General features: G+C 49.7%; 12 protein-coding genes. 5 read left to right on the top strand and 7 right to left on the bottom strand.

Features of this window, described 5'->3' with window-relative positions; translation table 11 throughout:
- Window positions 1-27 precede the first annotated feature (27 nt).
- Entirely contained in the window at window positions 28-525 is a 498-nt protein-coding gene (locus tag ACQ6WK_RS01360) for a hypothetical protein (RefSeq protein ID WP_432798950.1), read from the top strand.
- Between the two features lie 118 nt (window positions 526-643).
- Window positions 644-1,216 carry a class IV adenylate cyclase gene (gene cyaB / locus ACQ6WK_RS01355; RefSeq protein ID WP_432798949.1) on the top strand — a complete coding sequence of 191 codons (573 nt, stop codon included), beginning with the start codon at window positions 644-646 and terminating at the stop codon, window positions 1,214-1,216.
- Between the two features lie 7 nt (window positions 1,217-1,223).
- Here the strand turns inward: cyaB and ACQ6WK_RS01350 are convergent, their stop codons facing one another.
- The 4 genes from ACQ6WK_RS01350 to ACQ6WK_RS01335 form a co-directional block, all read right to left on the bottom strand.
- Complete coding sequence (locus tag ACQ6WK_RS01350; protein WP_432798948.1) at window positions 1,224-2,519, bottom strand: DUF5009 domain-containing protein; 1,296 nt, start codon at window positions 2,517-2,519, stop codon at window positions 1,224-1,226.
- A gap of 278 nt (window positions 2,520-2,797) precedes the next feature.
- Complete coding sequence (locus ACQ6WK_RS01345; RefSeq protein WP_432798947.1) at window positions 2,798-3,322, bottom strand: 3-hydroxyacyl-ACP dehydratase FabZ family protein; 525 nt, start codon at window positions 3,320-3,322, stop codon at window positions 2,798-2,800.
- Between the two features lie 116 nt (window positions 3,323-3,438).
- Window positions 3,439-3,822: an acyl carrier protein gene (locus tag ACQ6WK_RS01340; RefSeq protein ID WP_432798946.1), complete on the bottom strand. Its 384-nt coding sequence runs from the start codon at window positions 3,820-3,822 to the stop codon at window positions 3,439-3,441.
- Window positions 3,823-3,866: 44 nt separating this feature from the next.
- The gene (locus ACQ6WK_RS01335; RefSeq protein WP_432798945.1) at window positions 3,867-4,253 is read right to left on the bottom strand and encodes a 3-hydroxyacyl-ACP dehydratase FabZ family protein; all 387 of its coding nucleotides are present in this window, start codon (window positions 4,251-4,253) and stop codon (window positions 3,867-3,869) included.
- A gap of 120 nt (window positions 4,254-4,373) precedes the next feature.
- On the opposite strand from ACQ6WK_RS01335, the gene galK reads away from it, so the two are divergent.
- Window positions 4,374-5,555, top strand: coding sequence for a galactokinase (gene galK, locus ACQ6WK_RS01330; protein ID WP_432798944.1), 1,182 nt, complete (start codon window positions 4,374-4,376; stop codon window positions 5,553-5,555).
- Between the two features lie 186 nt (window positions 5,556-5,741).
- Window positions 5,742-6,635: an aminotransferase class IV gene (locus ACQ6WK_RS01325; RefSeq protein WP_432798943.1), complete on the top strand. Its 894-nt coding sequence runs from the start codon at window positions 5,742-5,744 to the stop codon at window positions 6,633-6,635.
- A gap of 79 nt (window positions 6,636-6,714) precedes the next feature.
- On the opposite strand, the gene ACQ6WK_RS01320 is transcribed toward ACQ6WK_RS01325, so the two are convergent.
- Window positions 6,715-7,926, bottom strand: a complete 1,212-nt coding sequence (locus tag ACQ6WK_RS01320) for a porin (RefSeq protein WP_432798942.1) — start codon at window positions 7,924-7,926, stop codon at window positions 6,715-6,717.
- 438 nt (window positions 7,927-8,364) lie between these two features.
- Here ACQ6WK_RS01320 and ACQ6WK_RS01315 point away from each other — a divergent pair, with 438 nt between their 5' ends.
- A complete protein-coding gene (locus ACQ6WK_RS01315; RefSeq protein WP_432798941.1) occupies window positions 8,365-8,919 on the top strand; it encodes a YqgE/AlgH family protein in 555 nt (184 codons plus the stop codon).
- A 141-nt stretch (window positions 8,920-9,060) separates the two neighbouring features.
- On the opposite strand, the gene ACQ6WK_RS01310 is transcribed toward ACQ6WK_RS01315, so the two are convergent.
- A complete protein-coding gene (locus ACQ6WK_RS01310; protein ID WP_432798940.1) occupies window positions 9,061-11,103 on the bottom strand; it encodes an Ig-like domain-containing protein in 2,043 nt (680 codons plus the stop codon).
- 191 nt (window positions 11,104-11,294) lie between these two features.
- A complete protein-coding gene (gene rpoC / locus ACQ6WK_RS01305) occupies window positions 11,295-15,704 on the bottom strand; it encodes a DNA-directed RNA polymerase subunit beta' (protein WP_432798939.1) in 4,410 nt (1,469 codons plus the stop codon).
- Window positions 15,705-15,779 lie beyond the last annotated feature (75 nt).

Genomic DNA, 15,779 nt, shown 5'->3' with positions numbered 1-15,779 from the left:
CACGATGATTCTGGAGACTGTATTTTGATGCAGATGATGATATTGGCACAAAAAGCAACATCGGGGATCACACGAATTTCCGAACGTGCAAAGCCGAGCGAGATCTCTGAAAAATTTAGAGATGGCGAAGCGGGCTCACAAATCCCTGTGGATGGGATTCTGCTTGCAGCAGGTGTGGTACTGGTAATCTTTGCAGCACTGAGTATGTTTCGCTGGTGGCGGCATCGTGGGGAGTATTCGATGCCAGGAATGGTGTTTGTTAAAGTGGGACGCGGGGTAGGATTGAGTTGGCGAGAACTGCTGATGGTGCGTCGAATTGCTAAAACAACAGGTTTTGGAGAGCCACTCGCAATGCTCATGGCACGAGGAACGATGCGGGCATGGACTGAAGTTTACTTGCAACAAATTCCTGTAAAAAAACATGACAAGGTAATGCAGGTAATTGATCATGTGGGGAAGAAGGTATTTTATGATTCGCATGAGAGTATAGCGGCTCGTCAACCGATAATGTCCAAAGCAAGCTAGAAAGATGGCTGCGACGTGTTATTGTAGGATAAAACAGCTATAGCGGTAGGTGTTGGGTCAACCAAAACAATAAAGATCGCGCTGTGTGTAATCGCCGATCAGGATAAAGGGATCTCGTGTGAATATTGAGATTGAAGCAAAGATGCGGCTGGAAGATCGAGGCGCGATCGAAGCAATGTTACGCGATATTGGTGCCAAGTACGTGTGTGATATCTCCGAAACGAATACATATTTTGACACGCAAATGGATGATTTAAAAACCAGCGATCAGGGTTTACGGATTCGTGTGGAAGATCATGGCGATGGTGGTGTGAAAGCGGTTATCACACACAAAGGACCACGAGCACATGGACGGCTAAAAAGTCGGAGCGAAAGTGAAGCCGAAGTTGTGGATGCACGTGAGGCGGCTGATTTGCTAAGTGCGCTAGGATATGTGCCGGTGTTGAGTTTTGAGAAAAAACGACAGCGGTGGGAAATGGACGGTTGTCGGGTGGAGTTAGATACAATGCCACTATTAGGAGATTTCATCGAGATCGAAGGACCACATGATGATGTTGTAATGTCGGTGCGCGAGAAGCTGGGAATGGCGGATAAACCGCTGATTAAGGCAAGCTATATCGGAATGCTAACCACGCATATGAAAGAGCATCACCTAAGTGGCGGATTCATCGGGTTTGAGAGTACGGTCTAATCGATGATTAGAGCTTAAGTCGAAAACCAATACGGGCACTTAGTCCGGTGATACCAACAATAAAGAACGCAAAAATAATTGACTTGGCAATACCGATGTATGGCATGGGATCCATGCTATTCAATGCAGTCAGTGAGATGAGTGTTTGCCAATGCTGTTCTGTGAAGGTATCGATGATGATGATAAATGACCCGATGAAGGGCGCAAGTAGGTAGGCAAAAAGAGGGTTCGATCCAGCAGGTGAAAAAATGACCGACCATTTCTTGATGTGATAGATGTCAATAAGGATATACATGGCGGCCCAAAGCGTGGCGGTAATCGCAGAGCAATAAAGGCACCAAGTCAACGTAGCGGTGGGTTTGTTGATGCCATAGAGCGGATCGAGAAGATAGCCGGCAAAGGTAAGCATCGCGGCAAGAATGAGGGTGAATTTCACACGTTTCCAAGGGGTTCTGATATCAGAATCTTTGGTAAAGAGTGTGCCGAGCAGGACGCCGGTGAGTGTGATGGCGGCTTGAGAGCCGATGGTTTCACCGGTGATTTTATAGTCGAACCAGAACAGGCGTGCGCCGTTCCAGTAGGGGGTGATGTCCCAGGGCACGCCGCGAGTTCGGAAGAGGATGTAGACACAGTAGAGGATGACCACACCGGCCAGCAGCATCAGGCGATTGTTTCTAACCATGAGATAGAAGAGTGCGGAGATGAGGTAGGCATAGCCGATGAGTGCGAGAATACCGCCCCAGTAGGGTTGGATATAGGCGCCATCGCGGCGGAAGATCACCATAAGATAGATCAGCATTACCGCACCGATCAAACGGATCGCGAGACCGAGATGTTTGGCTCGCGTTGACTTGTAGCGAACATGGTGCCAAACCATAAAAACGGCACAGTACATTGCTATAAGCCAAGTGCCTGGGTACCAACCAATCTCATCGTTGGACGGATGACGCACACGGAGCATGCCAAGGAGGATCAGCGCAAAAGCACGAATAAATATATGACCGAGTAGCTTGGGGATGCTTTGCGATTCGAGTCGTTTAGAGAACGCCATCGGAATGGACATACCAACAATAAAAAGAAAGGCTGGAAAGACCACATCAACAAAAGTCATGCCGTCGCCAAGCACTGGTTTGAAGTGTTTCATCCAGTCGGGAACATTGGTGACCGCAGAAACGTCATTGACGAAGATCATTGCGAGGATGGTGAAACCGCGGACGGCATCAAGCGAAAGGATGCGATCAGAAAATCGGCCGGTGTCTGGCGAACGGAGTTGATTGGATACGGCCAATGGGGCGGTGGACAAGGGATGACCTTTCCTGAAGGTGGATGAAAACACAATCCGGCCCCTCCTGACGGTTCCGCGCCGGCGCGCTGCGGGGCACCCCTGCTCTGCCACTTGATCCCATGTGCGCTTTGTGCGATGACTATTTTAATATGAACAAACTGGCCTGATAAGCATTATCTTGGGCAACGTGAGAAATGGGTGAATTGTCTCGAGAGATCGGCTTTGCGAGCGCGGCAGATAATGGCCACGCAGCAAGGCGGACTGCGTGATATGTGAGAAGCGAATCTATTTGATGGTTAGACCACCGCGTCGTCAGCGATTTCGACACCGGAGCGTTTGAGCAGGTCGATGAACATGCCGGTGAAGACGAAGTTGTGGTCGGGAAATTCGAGGCCGGCCATATTGTGATCAATGTGGCTGAACATGAGGCTAATCTCACCTATGGTTTTAGCATCACCCGTTGCGGGGTCGAGCAGTTCGACGGTGCCTTTGGTAGACGCCCCGGACTTGCCGAAGTTCTCCATGTGGGCAGTATAACGGATGGTGTAACCGGGGGTGACGGGTTTGGTAAAGGTGGCCTTGGTGATCTTGGCGAGCAGGACTTTTTCTTTGAAGTCCGCAGCATGTCCGACCATGATACCGGCGGTCTGAGCCATGCCTTCGATAATGAGCGTATTGGGTAGGATCGGCATTGCGGAGTGATCAGCGGTTGCTTCAAAATGATCGTGCAACACCTCTTCGGCAGCGCTCACGTTCTTGATCGTGACACACCTTTCACCTTTTTCGATCTCAACAATGCGGTCAATCCAGATCCATCGCATGGCTGGGTGAAGCCTTTAATTAAGAAGGTATTTTGAAACAGCAAACACAGGGCAGGAATGCACAAGATTCATGATGTAACTCATCATGAATCTTGCATCGTTGTGGCAAATAGGAATCAGGCAGCAAGCTTGCTCTCAACAAACTTCACAATCGCATCAACTGTGAAGACATTCGAGAAATCTTCTACGTTGCGACTCGCATCAAACTCGTCGAGATTTGCATGTGGGAGACGTTCACGAAGCGTGGCCATACCTGCATCGGTAACCTTACCATCTTGCACATATTGCGGATCGTTGAGCACACTATCCGGAAACAGCTCGCTCTGATCGATTTTGATGCTGAACGCTTTTTCAAGGCGGAAGACGATGTCGAGGAAGTCGATTGATTCTGCACCGAGATCGCCGACAAGCGTGGCTTCGGAAGTCACTTCATCTTCATCTACGCCGAGCGCGTCTTCGAGCACTTCCTGTACTTTTTCGAAAATTTCGTCCTGTGTCATGAGGTATGTCTCCACTAGGTCCACCCGCGGAAGGCGGTTTGTTTTCAGGCCTGCGCGAGCTCTGTGAGCTTAAAGCGTCCTTTGACGGCGACCTGTCCATCGACGGTGCCGACGCCTGTAAAATCAAAGGTATTGTCTTCTCGGCCTTTGAGGTCCACTTTGACTTCAAGTGTCTGACCCGGCCGAACCATATTGCCATACTTTATATTCCGCACTTCGGTCACGATCAGGGGCATACGCGGGGGCTGATCCTGACCTTGAGCTAGCGTGCGTGCGGCCTGCACAAGTGTCTCGAGCATCATCACGCCGGGCAGAACTGGGAAACCCGGGAAGTGATCTCCAAGGTACTCCTCTGCACTAGTGACGGCTTTCGCAGCCTGTATCGTCGAGCTGTCTTGGTCGATCACACGATCGATGAGTGTAAATCGCAAGGCCTTATCCCTATTATCGCATGTTTCAGCGGGTTTTTGTAAGTCAGCGAGTTTATCCACACCCCGAGGAACACGCAACATTGCCGGGGATACGATATTATGTCTCTCATGAGTGGCAGAATGATTATCGAACAAGTTCAGGGTCTGACGAACTCCTTCGAGCAGCAATTTGGCCGCAAGCCAACACACGCTGCAATTGCACCAGGACGTGTTAACCTTATAGGGGAACATACTGATTACAACGATGGATTCGTGCTTCCTATGGCCATAGAACGGCATACGATCGTGCTGGCAGCCAAACGGGACGATAGCGAGGCCCACGTAAAATCCACTGCATTTGATGATGTGGCGGTTTTTGCGGTTGAGCCGAGCTTGGGCAAAGGAGAGCCGAGCTGGTCAAATTACATCCGCGGTGCGGTGGCCTACAGTCTGGAAAAAGGTGTGAATCCTGGCGGGTTTGATGCGCTGCTCGAATCCACGGTTCCGGCAGGCGGCGGGTTGTCTTCGTCAGCCTCGCTGGAAGTCGCTACGGCAACCCTCTGCGAAGTGCTTGCTGACAAGAAACTTGACCCTGTTGAAAAAGCATTGCTGTGTCAAAAAGCGGAGCATAATTTTGCCGGGTGCCCATGCGGCATTATGGACCAATTCATCTCGGCACTGGGACATGAAGGAGCTGCACTCCTGATTGATTGCCGAAGCTATGAAACGCGGCAAGTCAAATTAGACGACCCGTCTGTGTCGATCCTGATCATCAACTCGAACAAATCCCACGAACTCACCGGCGGTGAATACGCTGAAAGACGAGCACAGTGCGAAGCGGGTGCCACAGCACTGGGCGTAAAAGCGCTTCGCGATGCGACGATTGAACAATTGGTCGCTGCGAAGGACGGGCTGGATGACCTTACCTTCCGTCGAGCACACCATGTCATTACGGAAATTGATCGCACAGTGAAAGCGGCTGATGCATTTGATACAGGTGATTACAACACGGTAGGCGAATTGATGTTTGCGTCGCATGAGTCACTTTCAAACGACTTCCAGGTGAGCACGCCGGAGCTTGATCTGCTGGTGGAATTGGCTAAACCGCTGGCAAAAGAAGGCAAACTGTACGGATCACGTATGACCGGCGGCGGATTCGGCGGATGCACCGTTACATTGGTTAAAACTGCACATGCAGAGGAAGTGCAAAAGGCGATCACTGAAGTATATGAAGCAAAACTAGGCATTAAGCCGTCAGCCTTCATCACTAAATCTGCTGCAGGAGCGCGTGAGTTAAAACTGCCAACACAGTCTGCTAACTGAATAAGTTGCTACTCCACACATACGAATCTCGTATTACTAGCTTGAAGCATTATGCTCAAGCTGGTTGTTTGTTGTGTGATCACCAGTTCGTTTCCAACTGATCATTGCGATATAATCCTCTAGCTTGTGGGTCACTGTTACATAAGTTTTTTGCTCACCATGTTTTTGCATTGAAAGCAGCACGAAATGAGCCAAGATTCCATTTGTTATTTGAGCGGTAAGTATCTACCAAAATCACAAGCCACACTGCCGGTAGAAGAGCGAGGGTTGCTCTTTGCGGAGGGCGTTTATGAGGTTGTTCGTACTTATGCGGGGCAACTGTATGAGATGCAACCGCACCTTGATCGTCTTCAACGATCATTAAATAAGACAGGGATGACTGCACCGAAAGATTTGGATCAACTTACCGCTATTTCCGAAAAGCTGGTTGCGGAAAACAACCTGCCGGAATCGCTAGTGTATATTCAAATCACTCGCGGAGCGGGGCCACGTACCGTGCGAAGCTACGAAGGATTAGTCCCCAACACACTGGTCGTAGTATATCCAACAACTACTTTTGATGAAGCCGCAGACATGCCAAGCAAGACACTGGCACTCGTTCCAGATATCCGCTGGCATATGTGCGATACAAAGACCATCATGCTCATGCCAAACATCGCAGCAGGCAACCAGGCAACTGCCCTTGGTGCAGATGACGCCCTGATGCACCGAAACAAAATCGTGACAGAAGGTACCGCTGCCAATGCCTTCGCAATTAAAAACGGTGAGCTTTTCACCCACCCGGCAGACAATCACATTTTGCACGGCATCACGCGAGCAACCGTCATCAGACTTGCCCGTGAGAACGGCTTTACCGTCAACGAAACCGCACTCACCACCGAACAATTTCTCGACGCAGATGAAGTCTTCCTGTCGGGCACAACAACACATGTGACCGCAGTTACCAAGATTGACGGACAGAACGTCGGCGCTTATACCGAAAACTGTGCCCTTGCAGACGTTTATCCGATTGCACAAAAGCTTCATGAGTTTTTTGTGTCTCGGATTGGCTCATTGATAGGCTCACCACAAACCGCTTAAGCAACGTATGGATATAAATAAAAGAACCCTCGCTATATTATATAGTGTAGGGATCTTTTTTTATATATTCTGAACGTTCTTAAAAGATGAATTGCAGCTGCGTACGGAATGAAAGAAGCTGATTCTTTGAAAAATCATCCCCAGCCGCAGCACCAAGCCCAAGTGCACCGCTGAATGGTGCACAACCAAAAGGGTTGTTTGTAGGAACCGTACCATCAAAAAAATAAACTGCGTCACATGTCAGTTTGAGATTATGCTTCTTGAAGAAATAGTTGGCACCAACAGTAACACCCTGCATATCGTTTTCGTCAATGGTGTTCTGCTTAAACCACTCATAGCGAACAAAAGGTTGAAACTTATTGGTGATATTATAAGCAGATTGCAACTCAAGGCCGAAAGAATCGAGTTGTTTCTTGTCCTGATAGAGTGTATGCGAACCAGTAAAAGCCGCCGAAGTCATAAAACCACTATTTTTATAGAGTACATCAGCTGTCCACGCGAGATAATCCAAATCGTCCGGGATATCGACATCCGCTTGGAAGCCTGTCATATAATTGATCGCCACACCAATGAATGCTGCAGGTTTTTCATCTCTCCAAGCAACGTAGCCACCGCTTTGCTTCCACTCGCCATCAAGTTTTAGATCTGCACGGCTAGTGATGACGAGATCAAAAACATTCTTGCCAAAATCGGCATAGTCCATTGGGTATTTTTGATATTGGCCGTTACTGACAGCAGCAGAGAACTTCCATTGATCGCTTGGCTTATAGTAAGTTTGAACCCCAGTGGAAGCGTCGAGCGTGAAATATTCGGTGATTGAGGAACGAGCTACAGCAAGTTGTCGGGTGAGGCTAGTGAGTTCACCTCGGAGGAATGGCAACGGCCACTGACCTGCGAGCAAAGTGAGCTGATCATTGAACTCATATTTGAGATAGGCAAGCTCGAGTGCAGTGTTCCCATCATACGGATGCGTGCCGAAATCAAAACGAAATTTTAGCTTGGGGTCAAAAGCGTGGCCTATGAAGCAGATCCTTGCGCGACGGAACTGAAACTCATCGATGATTGATTCCCCGATGGTGCTAGGCCGATTATCCATCTGACTGTAGTAGTATCGGAATTGAAATTGCGCGTTAAAGTTCAACTTGAATTGGTTGTCTGATGAAGCGATGAAAAACTTGCCGTCTTTGCAACCGGCCATCACTGGGTCACTTAGTAACGAATCTCGAGTAGCCGCATCATTGAAAATCTCGCGCATCAAATCTTTGACCGCCTTCACTTGTCTGTCTGTCAAACTATCGCCGCCATGCTGTCTTTCCAATTGAGAGATGCGACTATTGATTTGTGCAATTTCATTTTTAAGGGCAATACTCTCTTCTGCGTTGACCGTTTGAGTGAACAAAAATGAAACAATGCTAAAAACCAAGACGGTAACAAATGATCTAAACAACTGCTGCACTCCTTTAAAACTACTTGATCTAAGCCAGAGATGAATCCGTTCCTATGGCAAACAGATATTTTAAGATAATTTAGTCTTTTTTTCTTGCCCTATAACCCGCCTAACCTAAGTTGTTGTCTTAAATTTATTTATACGACATGCGACAATGGGGCTAATACCTTAGGTGTGTATACATTTCAGTGCCTCTCCGTCACAATCTACCCGGCGGATATAATGCATAAAGTGTTAAAACTTTATTGATTTACATGCATCAAAGAGACCCTGAAAGGCTGTATGGAATCACGTCAAGGACAGTTACTGATTAGTTCAACCGATCTGCTTGATCCGAATTTTCATCAGACGGTAACACTGATTGTGCAGCATAATGAAGATGGCGCATTGGGCTTAACGCTAAATCGGCCACTTGAGATTTCGTTCAGCGAAGCATGGGTTAAAGTATCGGAGTCGCCGTGCGAGTATAGCGGAGCTTTGTTGCTAGGTGGACCATGCGAAGGGCCGGTGATGTTGCTGCATAGCAATATTAGTTATGCTCAATTGACCGTGATGGAAGGATTATATTTTTGTACAGAGCAAGAAGATGTGCGGTGGTTGGTAGAGCATGTGCCGGAGAATATCCGGTGCTTTGCGGGATATGCAGGTTGGGGACCAATGCAGCTAGAAGATGAGCTAGAACTAGGCTCATGGATGACAACTGATGCAACACCAGAACTTGTGTTTGATGATGATCCGTCTAATCAGTGGATAGAAATTTTGAAAACAATCAATCCCACACAAGCACAAATGATTCAAAACCCGAACATTGTGCCGAACGATCCAAGTATGAACTGATACATCGGATAGATCTCCAAAAACTTCCCTCGCCTGCCCTCAAATCACATCTGGATGTATACAGATGACCATGAATATAGCTAAGCTATAAAATTTCTTCATTTAAAAGGGCTTGAGTTCTTCCTTTTGCAGTGTACATCATCATTGTTGCAAAAATTTAATAGCCGCTTCAAAGACTGGATCGGCATCTTTGAAATCCTTGAGTTTGGTTTCGATCAAAACATCAGGCTGAATACCAATGCCTTCAAAAACAACCCCTTCGAGAGTCATCGCTTGCCATGAAGGAAGAGAAACTTGAATACCATCAATGATTTGATGTCGATGTGGATTGCCGGAGGAACCGCGGGATGGCGTGCCAATGAGTGTCGCATTGGGAGCTTGCTTCATCATGAGCAGTAGCGCTTCGCAGGAGCTCATGCAACGGTTGCCCATAAGAACGGCGATATTACCTGTGTATGATGGGCCAAGGTCGTTCTGGTTAAAGTATCGGGTTCGGACGGGAGAGAAACCAGTATCAGAAGTAGGATCCACAGTGATGTGTTTGGCATAGGCGGCTTGTCCCTTGATGAAGCAACCTGCGATCTTACGCGCAAGCTGTTCGTCCCCACCACTGTTGGTACGGAGATCAAGGATGATCGCGTGGCTATCCTTGACTTCATTGAGTGCTTCAAAGAAGTGTTTTTCAAGTTGCCCGGTGTTACCGGAAAGCGTAGAGACAAGGATGTAGCCTATATTATCAGAGGTTTTAGCGGAAATAATATGTTTTCCATGGGATTGATTACGGCTCATTGATTTGAGGACTGCTTGGATGTTGGCATTGCCTTCAGTGGAGCTGATGTAGGTACCGGAAGATTCGCCGTCAAGAACGATACCGAGATGAGGGTCCTGTGCGTGCGCAAGAAGCCATTGCATTTTAGCAACGAGTAGTTCAGCAGTACGAGGTGCAGTTGCCTTGGTGGCCATGGATTCACATATATTTTGCCAATCGAAGTTTTGGCGATCCTGGTAAGCATATTTCGTGGTAAGCAGTTCACCGAGTTTGCGCCATGCTTGTTTTTGTTCGATTGCGGAGACGATCCTCATAGAGCCGATGGCGATATAGTGTTCGTCAACTTCTTGCTCGTTAAACCCACGGGTTTTGAAAGTAACACGGCGCCATTTCACAGGGTTGCCATACCTGCTTTTGAAGTTCTTGTGTGATGGGCTATTGATACCAAAACGGTATTCATGATTCGGTTTGAGCTTCACGGGGATCACGATGGTTTTGCTGTCTTTCCACTGGATTTTATTGATGATCTCAGGGAAGGATTCACCACCGCCGGTAATGGATCGACCGCCGGACATGGGCTGATCAAACGTAATGGTGATGGCCTTGAGGTTTGGATCGACGCCGAGCGATCCGTCTTTGGGTGTGATCGAAACGACCTTGGGCGGTGTGGCTGGCATGACGTTGGCGTCTTCACCGGGCTTGGCCTTGCGGGTTTTGAATGAAACGCGGATCGGATCGACGGAGACGCCGTTCTTGCCACGAAAGTTTCGGTGCGAGGGGCTGTTAATGCCGAAGTAATATTGATGGTCGGCAAAGAGCTTGACCTTGGCAACAAAGGTTTTGTTGTCACGCCAATAGATCTTTGTGACTTCGGGGAATGTCTTGCCACCACCAGTCATGGATCGGCCACCGCTCATGGGTTGGTCAAATTTCACAACAATCTCAGCAAGATTGGGATCGACATCAGTTGCCCCGTTCTTTGGTGTGATTGAAATGACCTTGGGCACATTGGGCGTGGCTTGTACTGCAGTTGTTCCGTTTGATTTATTGGTACGAAATCTCACCCACAGCGACTTGGCTGGCTCGCCTTGCAGATTGCGAAACGTGTTGTATTGCTTGTAGTTAATCGCAAAGCGATATGACTTTTCGGGCACGAGCTTGACGTGGAAGATGAAGGTTTTGTCATCCTTCCATGAGCCCCTCTCGCCGCTGCCGGGAAAGTTGCCGCCAACCTTCACGATTGCAAACCCCTTCTGCATCGGCTGATCAAACGTGATCTCGATCTGCTTCAGGTCAGAGTCTACATTTTTCGAGCCGTTCTTGATGGATAGCTCCGCAACCTTGGGCGGGGTGGCTTGTGCGAAACTGATGAGCAGACAAAACGAGAGAAGAAACAGTACCTGATTTCGCAACATGTCGTTCTCCGGAGGCTGACGTGCCAAAGTACTAAAAATGAACCACATCAACATCAGACTGCTATGACTAAGACGCAGACCATCACATTTTGTTTCACAGTGCATGAAAAAACCCCCGACTAAAACAGCCGGGGGTTGGGGGGATCAATGATTGCAAACTAACAGTTGGCCGGTGGCTTCACTTCCGGGGGTTAGTTCTTTTTCTTGTTGTCTTCGCCGAGCATCTGAGCAACGAGGCGAGACTCGCCAACAGTGGTCTTGATTTGGTCTGGGACCACAGCACCGGCGGCTTCAGCGAGTGCAGCTGCCACTTCGAGCTCCTCCTCTTGTGACAATTCCTGCTGTGATGGTGGCTCTGCGAGCTTTACCACATCCAGTGAGGTGTACTTGGTGAAACCAGTACCGACAGGGATAAGGTGGCCGAGCAGGACGTTTTCCTTGAGCCCGACGAGCGTGTCATGCTTGCCGGCAAGTGCGGCTTCGGTGAGCACCTTGGTGGTTTCCTGGAAGGACGCACCGGAGAGGAAAGACTCGGACTGGAGCGACGCCTTGGTGATGCCGAGGAGCAGGGTCTGGCCGGAGGACGGACGACACTTGGTCGATGTCGCGGGCTCTTTGCCATCGGCTTCAAGCTCAGCGTTGATCTCCTTGAGTTCTTCCTTGCTGACCTTGGTCCCGACTTGATGGTTGCAGTCGCCGGGGTCTTTGATCTTGACGTGGGTGGTGACAACATTGTTCTCGCTGCGGAAGCGGTGCTTGTCGACCACTTCGTTGGGCAGGAGATCGGTGTCACCGGGGTTGTCGACGCGAATCTTACGGAGCATCTGAGACACGATGATCTCAATGTGTTTGTCGTCGATAGGCACGCCCTGAGCACGGTACACGTTCTGGACTTCGTCGATGAGGTAAGCGAAGAGTGCTTCTTCACCCTTAACCCGAAGGATATCCTGTGGGATCAGTGGACCATCAATCAATGGATCACCGGCTTCGATGTAGTCACCGGTGTGGACGAGCATATGCTTGTCCTGCGGAACGTGATGTTCGTGTTCAAGATCGCCAGAGCGAACGATGACCGTCATCTTACCGCGACGGCGATCAGAACGAAGCTCAACCGTACCGGACATTTCAGCCATGACGGCTGCTTCCTTCGGCTTACGCGCTTCAAAGATCTCGGTCACCCGTGGCAGACCACCAACGATGTCAGCAGAACCGGTAGCTTCACGTGGCTGACGCGCGAGCATCTGGCCAGCGGTCACAGCATCGCCCTCCTTGACGTCGATACGCGCCTTCGCAGGCAGGTAATGGAAGTCGAGGATCTTACCGTCGGTGTCTTCGATGACGATACGCGGGTGCATTTCGCCCTTATGCTCAATGACGACCAACTGCTCTTCGCCTTCGCTACCCGGTGCCTTTTCAGGACGCACGGTTTCGCCAATGACTATATCTTCAAAGCGAATCACACCCTGTTTCTCTGCGAGAATCACAGTACGGTGTGGGTCCCACTTGACCAGTACTTGGCCACGTTTGACTTCATCGCCTTCACGAACCTGAATGTATGAACCGTATTGGACTTTGAACTTCTCAAGTTCACGGTTCTTGTCGTCAACGACGATCACTTCACCGTTGCGCTTAAGAGCGACGAGACATGGGTTGCCATCATCATCTTGTGATTCAACAGCGTTCGCATCACGAATGACAATCTTACCCGGCGTCGATGCGACAAAGCTGTTGTCGATCGTTGCCGTAGTCGCGACACCTCCGGTATGGAAAGTACGCATAGTGAGCTGCGTGCCCGGTTCACCAATGGACTGTGCTGCGATGATGCCGACGGCGAGGCCCTCTTCGACCTGACGGCCTGTTGAGAGGTCGCGGCCGTAGCAGTTACCACAGATACCTTGCGGCGCGTCACAAGTTAGCGGCGAACGAACCATCACGGATTCGATGCCGAGTGCTTCGATAGCACGTGCGGCGTCTTCAGTGATGACTTCATTTTCTTCCACGATCAGTTGATCGGTGATCATGTTGCGAATGGTTTCGCGGGCGGTGCGGCCAACAATCTGCTGTGAAAGGTGAATGTCGATTTCTTCACCCTTGTAGATCGCTTTCTTGGTCACGCCCTTCTTGGAGCCGCAGTCACGGTCAACGATGAAGACGTTTTGTGCAACGTCTGCAAGCTTACGTGTGAGGTAGCCGGAGTCCGCGGTCTTAAGCGCGGTGTCGGCCAAGCCCTTACGAGCACCGTGTGTTGAGGAGAAGTACTCGAGGACGGAAAGACCTTCACGAGCATTCGCCTTAATCGGCGTCTCAATAATCTCACCAGAAGGCTTGGACATTAGGCCACGCATACCTGCGAGCTGCTGAACCTGTGAAACGTTACCACGAGCACCAGAAGCGTCCTTCGACATGACGTACACGGGATTGGTGTAGATCTTACCTTCGGTGCCGTCAGCGGGAACCATGTTCCCTTCTTCGTCACGACGGTCGTTGCGGAGTTCCTTAAGAAGTTCCTTGGTAACCGCTTCACGACAGTGCGTCCAAAGGTCAAGGAGCTGGTTGTAGCGTTCACGCTCGGTAATCGCACCGGCCATGAATGCCTTCTCGACACGATCAACCTTCTTCTGCGTCTTGTCGATGAGCTCTTTCTTCTTCGCTGGGATACGCAGGTCAGTCAAACCGAACGACAAACCGGAAGTCGTCGAGTGTTTAAACCCGAGGTTCTTCATGTTGTCGAGCAGATCAATCGTCGCAGGACGACCGGACACGGCATACGTATCATCAATCACACGGCTACAGCCCTTGGAACCTAATGCACAGTTGTAGAAGTTCATGCCTTCATGAAGAATCTCGTTGAAGAACAAACGACCAACTGTCGTCACAATTCGGTGATTCTTCGGGAATGGCTCTGGCTGTTCCTTCTGATCTGGAACAATGCTGCCCCAGCGACCTTCTGGAATACGCACCATAATCCAGTCATGCATCTTGATCTTGCCGAGATCGTATTGAAGGATCGCTTCATGCGGATCGCTGAACTTCGGCATCGTTTCTTCGTTGGGTTCTTCACCGCCGTGCTTCATGGTGAGGTAGTATGCACCAAGAAGGATGTCCTGCGAAGGCGAGATAATTGGATTGCCGTTTGCAGGTGAGAAAATGTTGTGCGGTGAGAGCATGAGCAGTGAAGCTTCAGCTTGTGCTTCCACAGAAAGCGGCAGGTGAACCGCCATCTGGTCACCATCGAAGTCAGCGTTAAAACCGGTACACACCAGTGGGTGCACGCGGATCGCGTTACCTTCAACAAGCACCGGCTCAAAAGCTTGAATACCCATACGGTGAAGCGTCGGAGCACGGTTCAAAAGCACCGGATGCTCGTGAATCACTTCTTCAAGAATATCCCAGACCTCTGGATCGCGGCGTTCAAGCATCTTCTTCGCAGACTTGATCGTGTCGACCAGACCGTGCTCTTTGAGCTTGCGAATAATGAACGGCTGATAAAGTTCGAGCGCAATCTTCTTAGGCAGACCACACTGATGTAGTTTGAGTGATGGACCAACCACAATCACTGAACGAGCAGAGTAGTCAACACGCTTACCGAGAAGGTTCTCACGGAAGCGCCCCTGCTTACCCTTAATCATGTCGGTCAAAGACTTGAGCGGACGGCTCGAAGACCCGAGCACTGGACGGCGGCAGCGGCCGTTATCAAACAGTGCATCAACCGACTGCTGCAACATACGCTTTTCGTTACGAATAATAACTTCCGGCGCGTTCAGGTCGATCAGCTTCTTCAAACGGTTGTTACGGTTGATGATGCGGCGATACAGATCGTTAAGGTCTGAGGTCGCAAAATTACCGCTTTCAAGCAGCACCAAAGGACGCAGGTCTGGCGGAATGACGGGAACGACATCCATGACCATCCAAGTTGGATCGTTTTCGCTGAATCGAATCTGCTCAACAATCTTCAATCGCTTCGAAAGATCTTTGATCTTCTGCTTCGACTTGGTGTTACCAAGGTCCATGCGGAGTTCTGCAGCGACAGCGTGCAGATCCATACGATTGAGCAGTTCTTTGACCGCCTCGGCACCCATCATGGCTTGGAAGCCGGCGCCGTAGGAGTCGTATGCTTGACGGTATTCTTCTTCAGTAAGGACCTGTTGTGGCTTGAGGGGCGTGTCGCCGGGGTCGGTTACAACATAATCTTGGAAGTAAACGACCTTCTCAATGTCGCTGGTCTTCATCCCAAGCAAGTTGCCCAAGTGCGATGGAATCGCTTTGAAGAACCAGATGTGGACGATAGGTGCAGCAAGGTTGATGTGGCCCATACGCTTACGGCGTACACGGCTGTGAGTCACCTTTACACCACAACGGTCGCAGATGATACCTTTGAACTTGGTGCCTTTGTACTTGCCACACGCGCACTCGTAGTCGCGTTCGGGGCCAAAGATGCGTTCGCAGAACAGGCCGTCCTTTTCAGGACGGTAGGTGCGGTAGTTGATTGTCTCAGGCTTCTTCACTTCGCCAAAGGACCACGAACGGATATCGTTCGGGCTGGCGAGGGTGATTTTCACCGAGGCATAATCATTCACGCGGTCGTAGGTCATATCAGCCATATCAGAAAACACTCCAGTTTTGAGCGTCTATTTTTTATCAGTTACATACAACACAGTGAGAAACTCTGGCGGAGA

The organism is Poriferisphaera sp. WC338 (genome assembly GCF_050931845.1).
GTDB lineage: Bacteria > Planctomycetota > Phycisphaerae > Phycisphaerales > Phycisphaeraceae > Poriferisphaera.
Note: the sequence above shows the minus strand (reverse complement) of the source record. Positions and strands in the feature narration are given on the sequence as shown.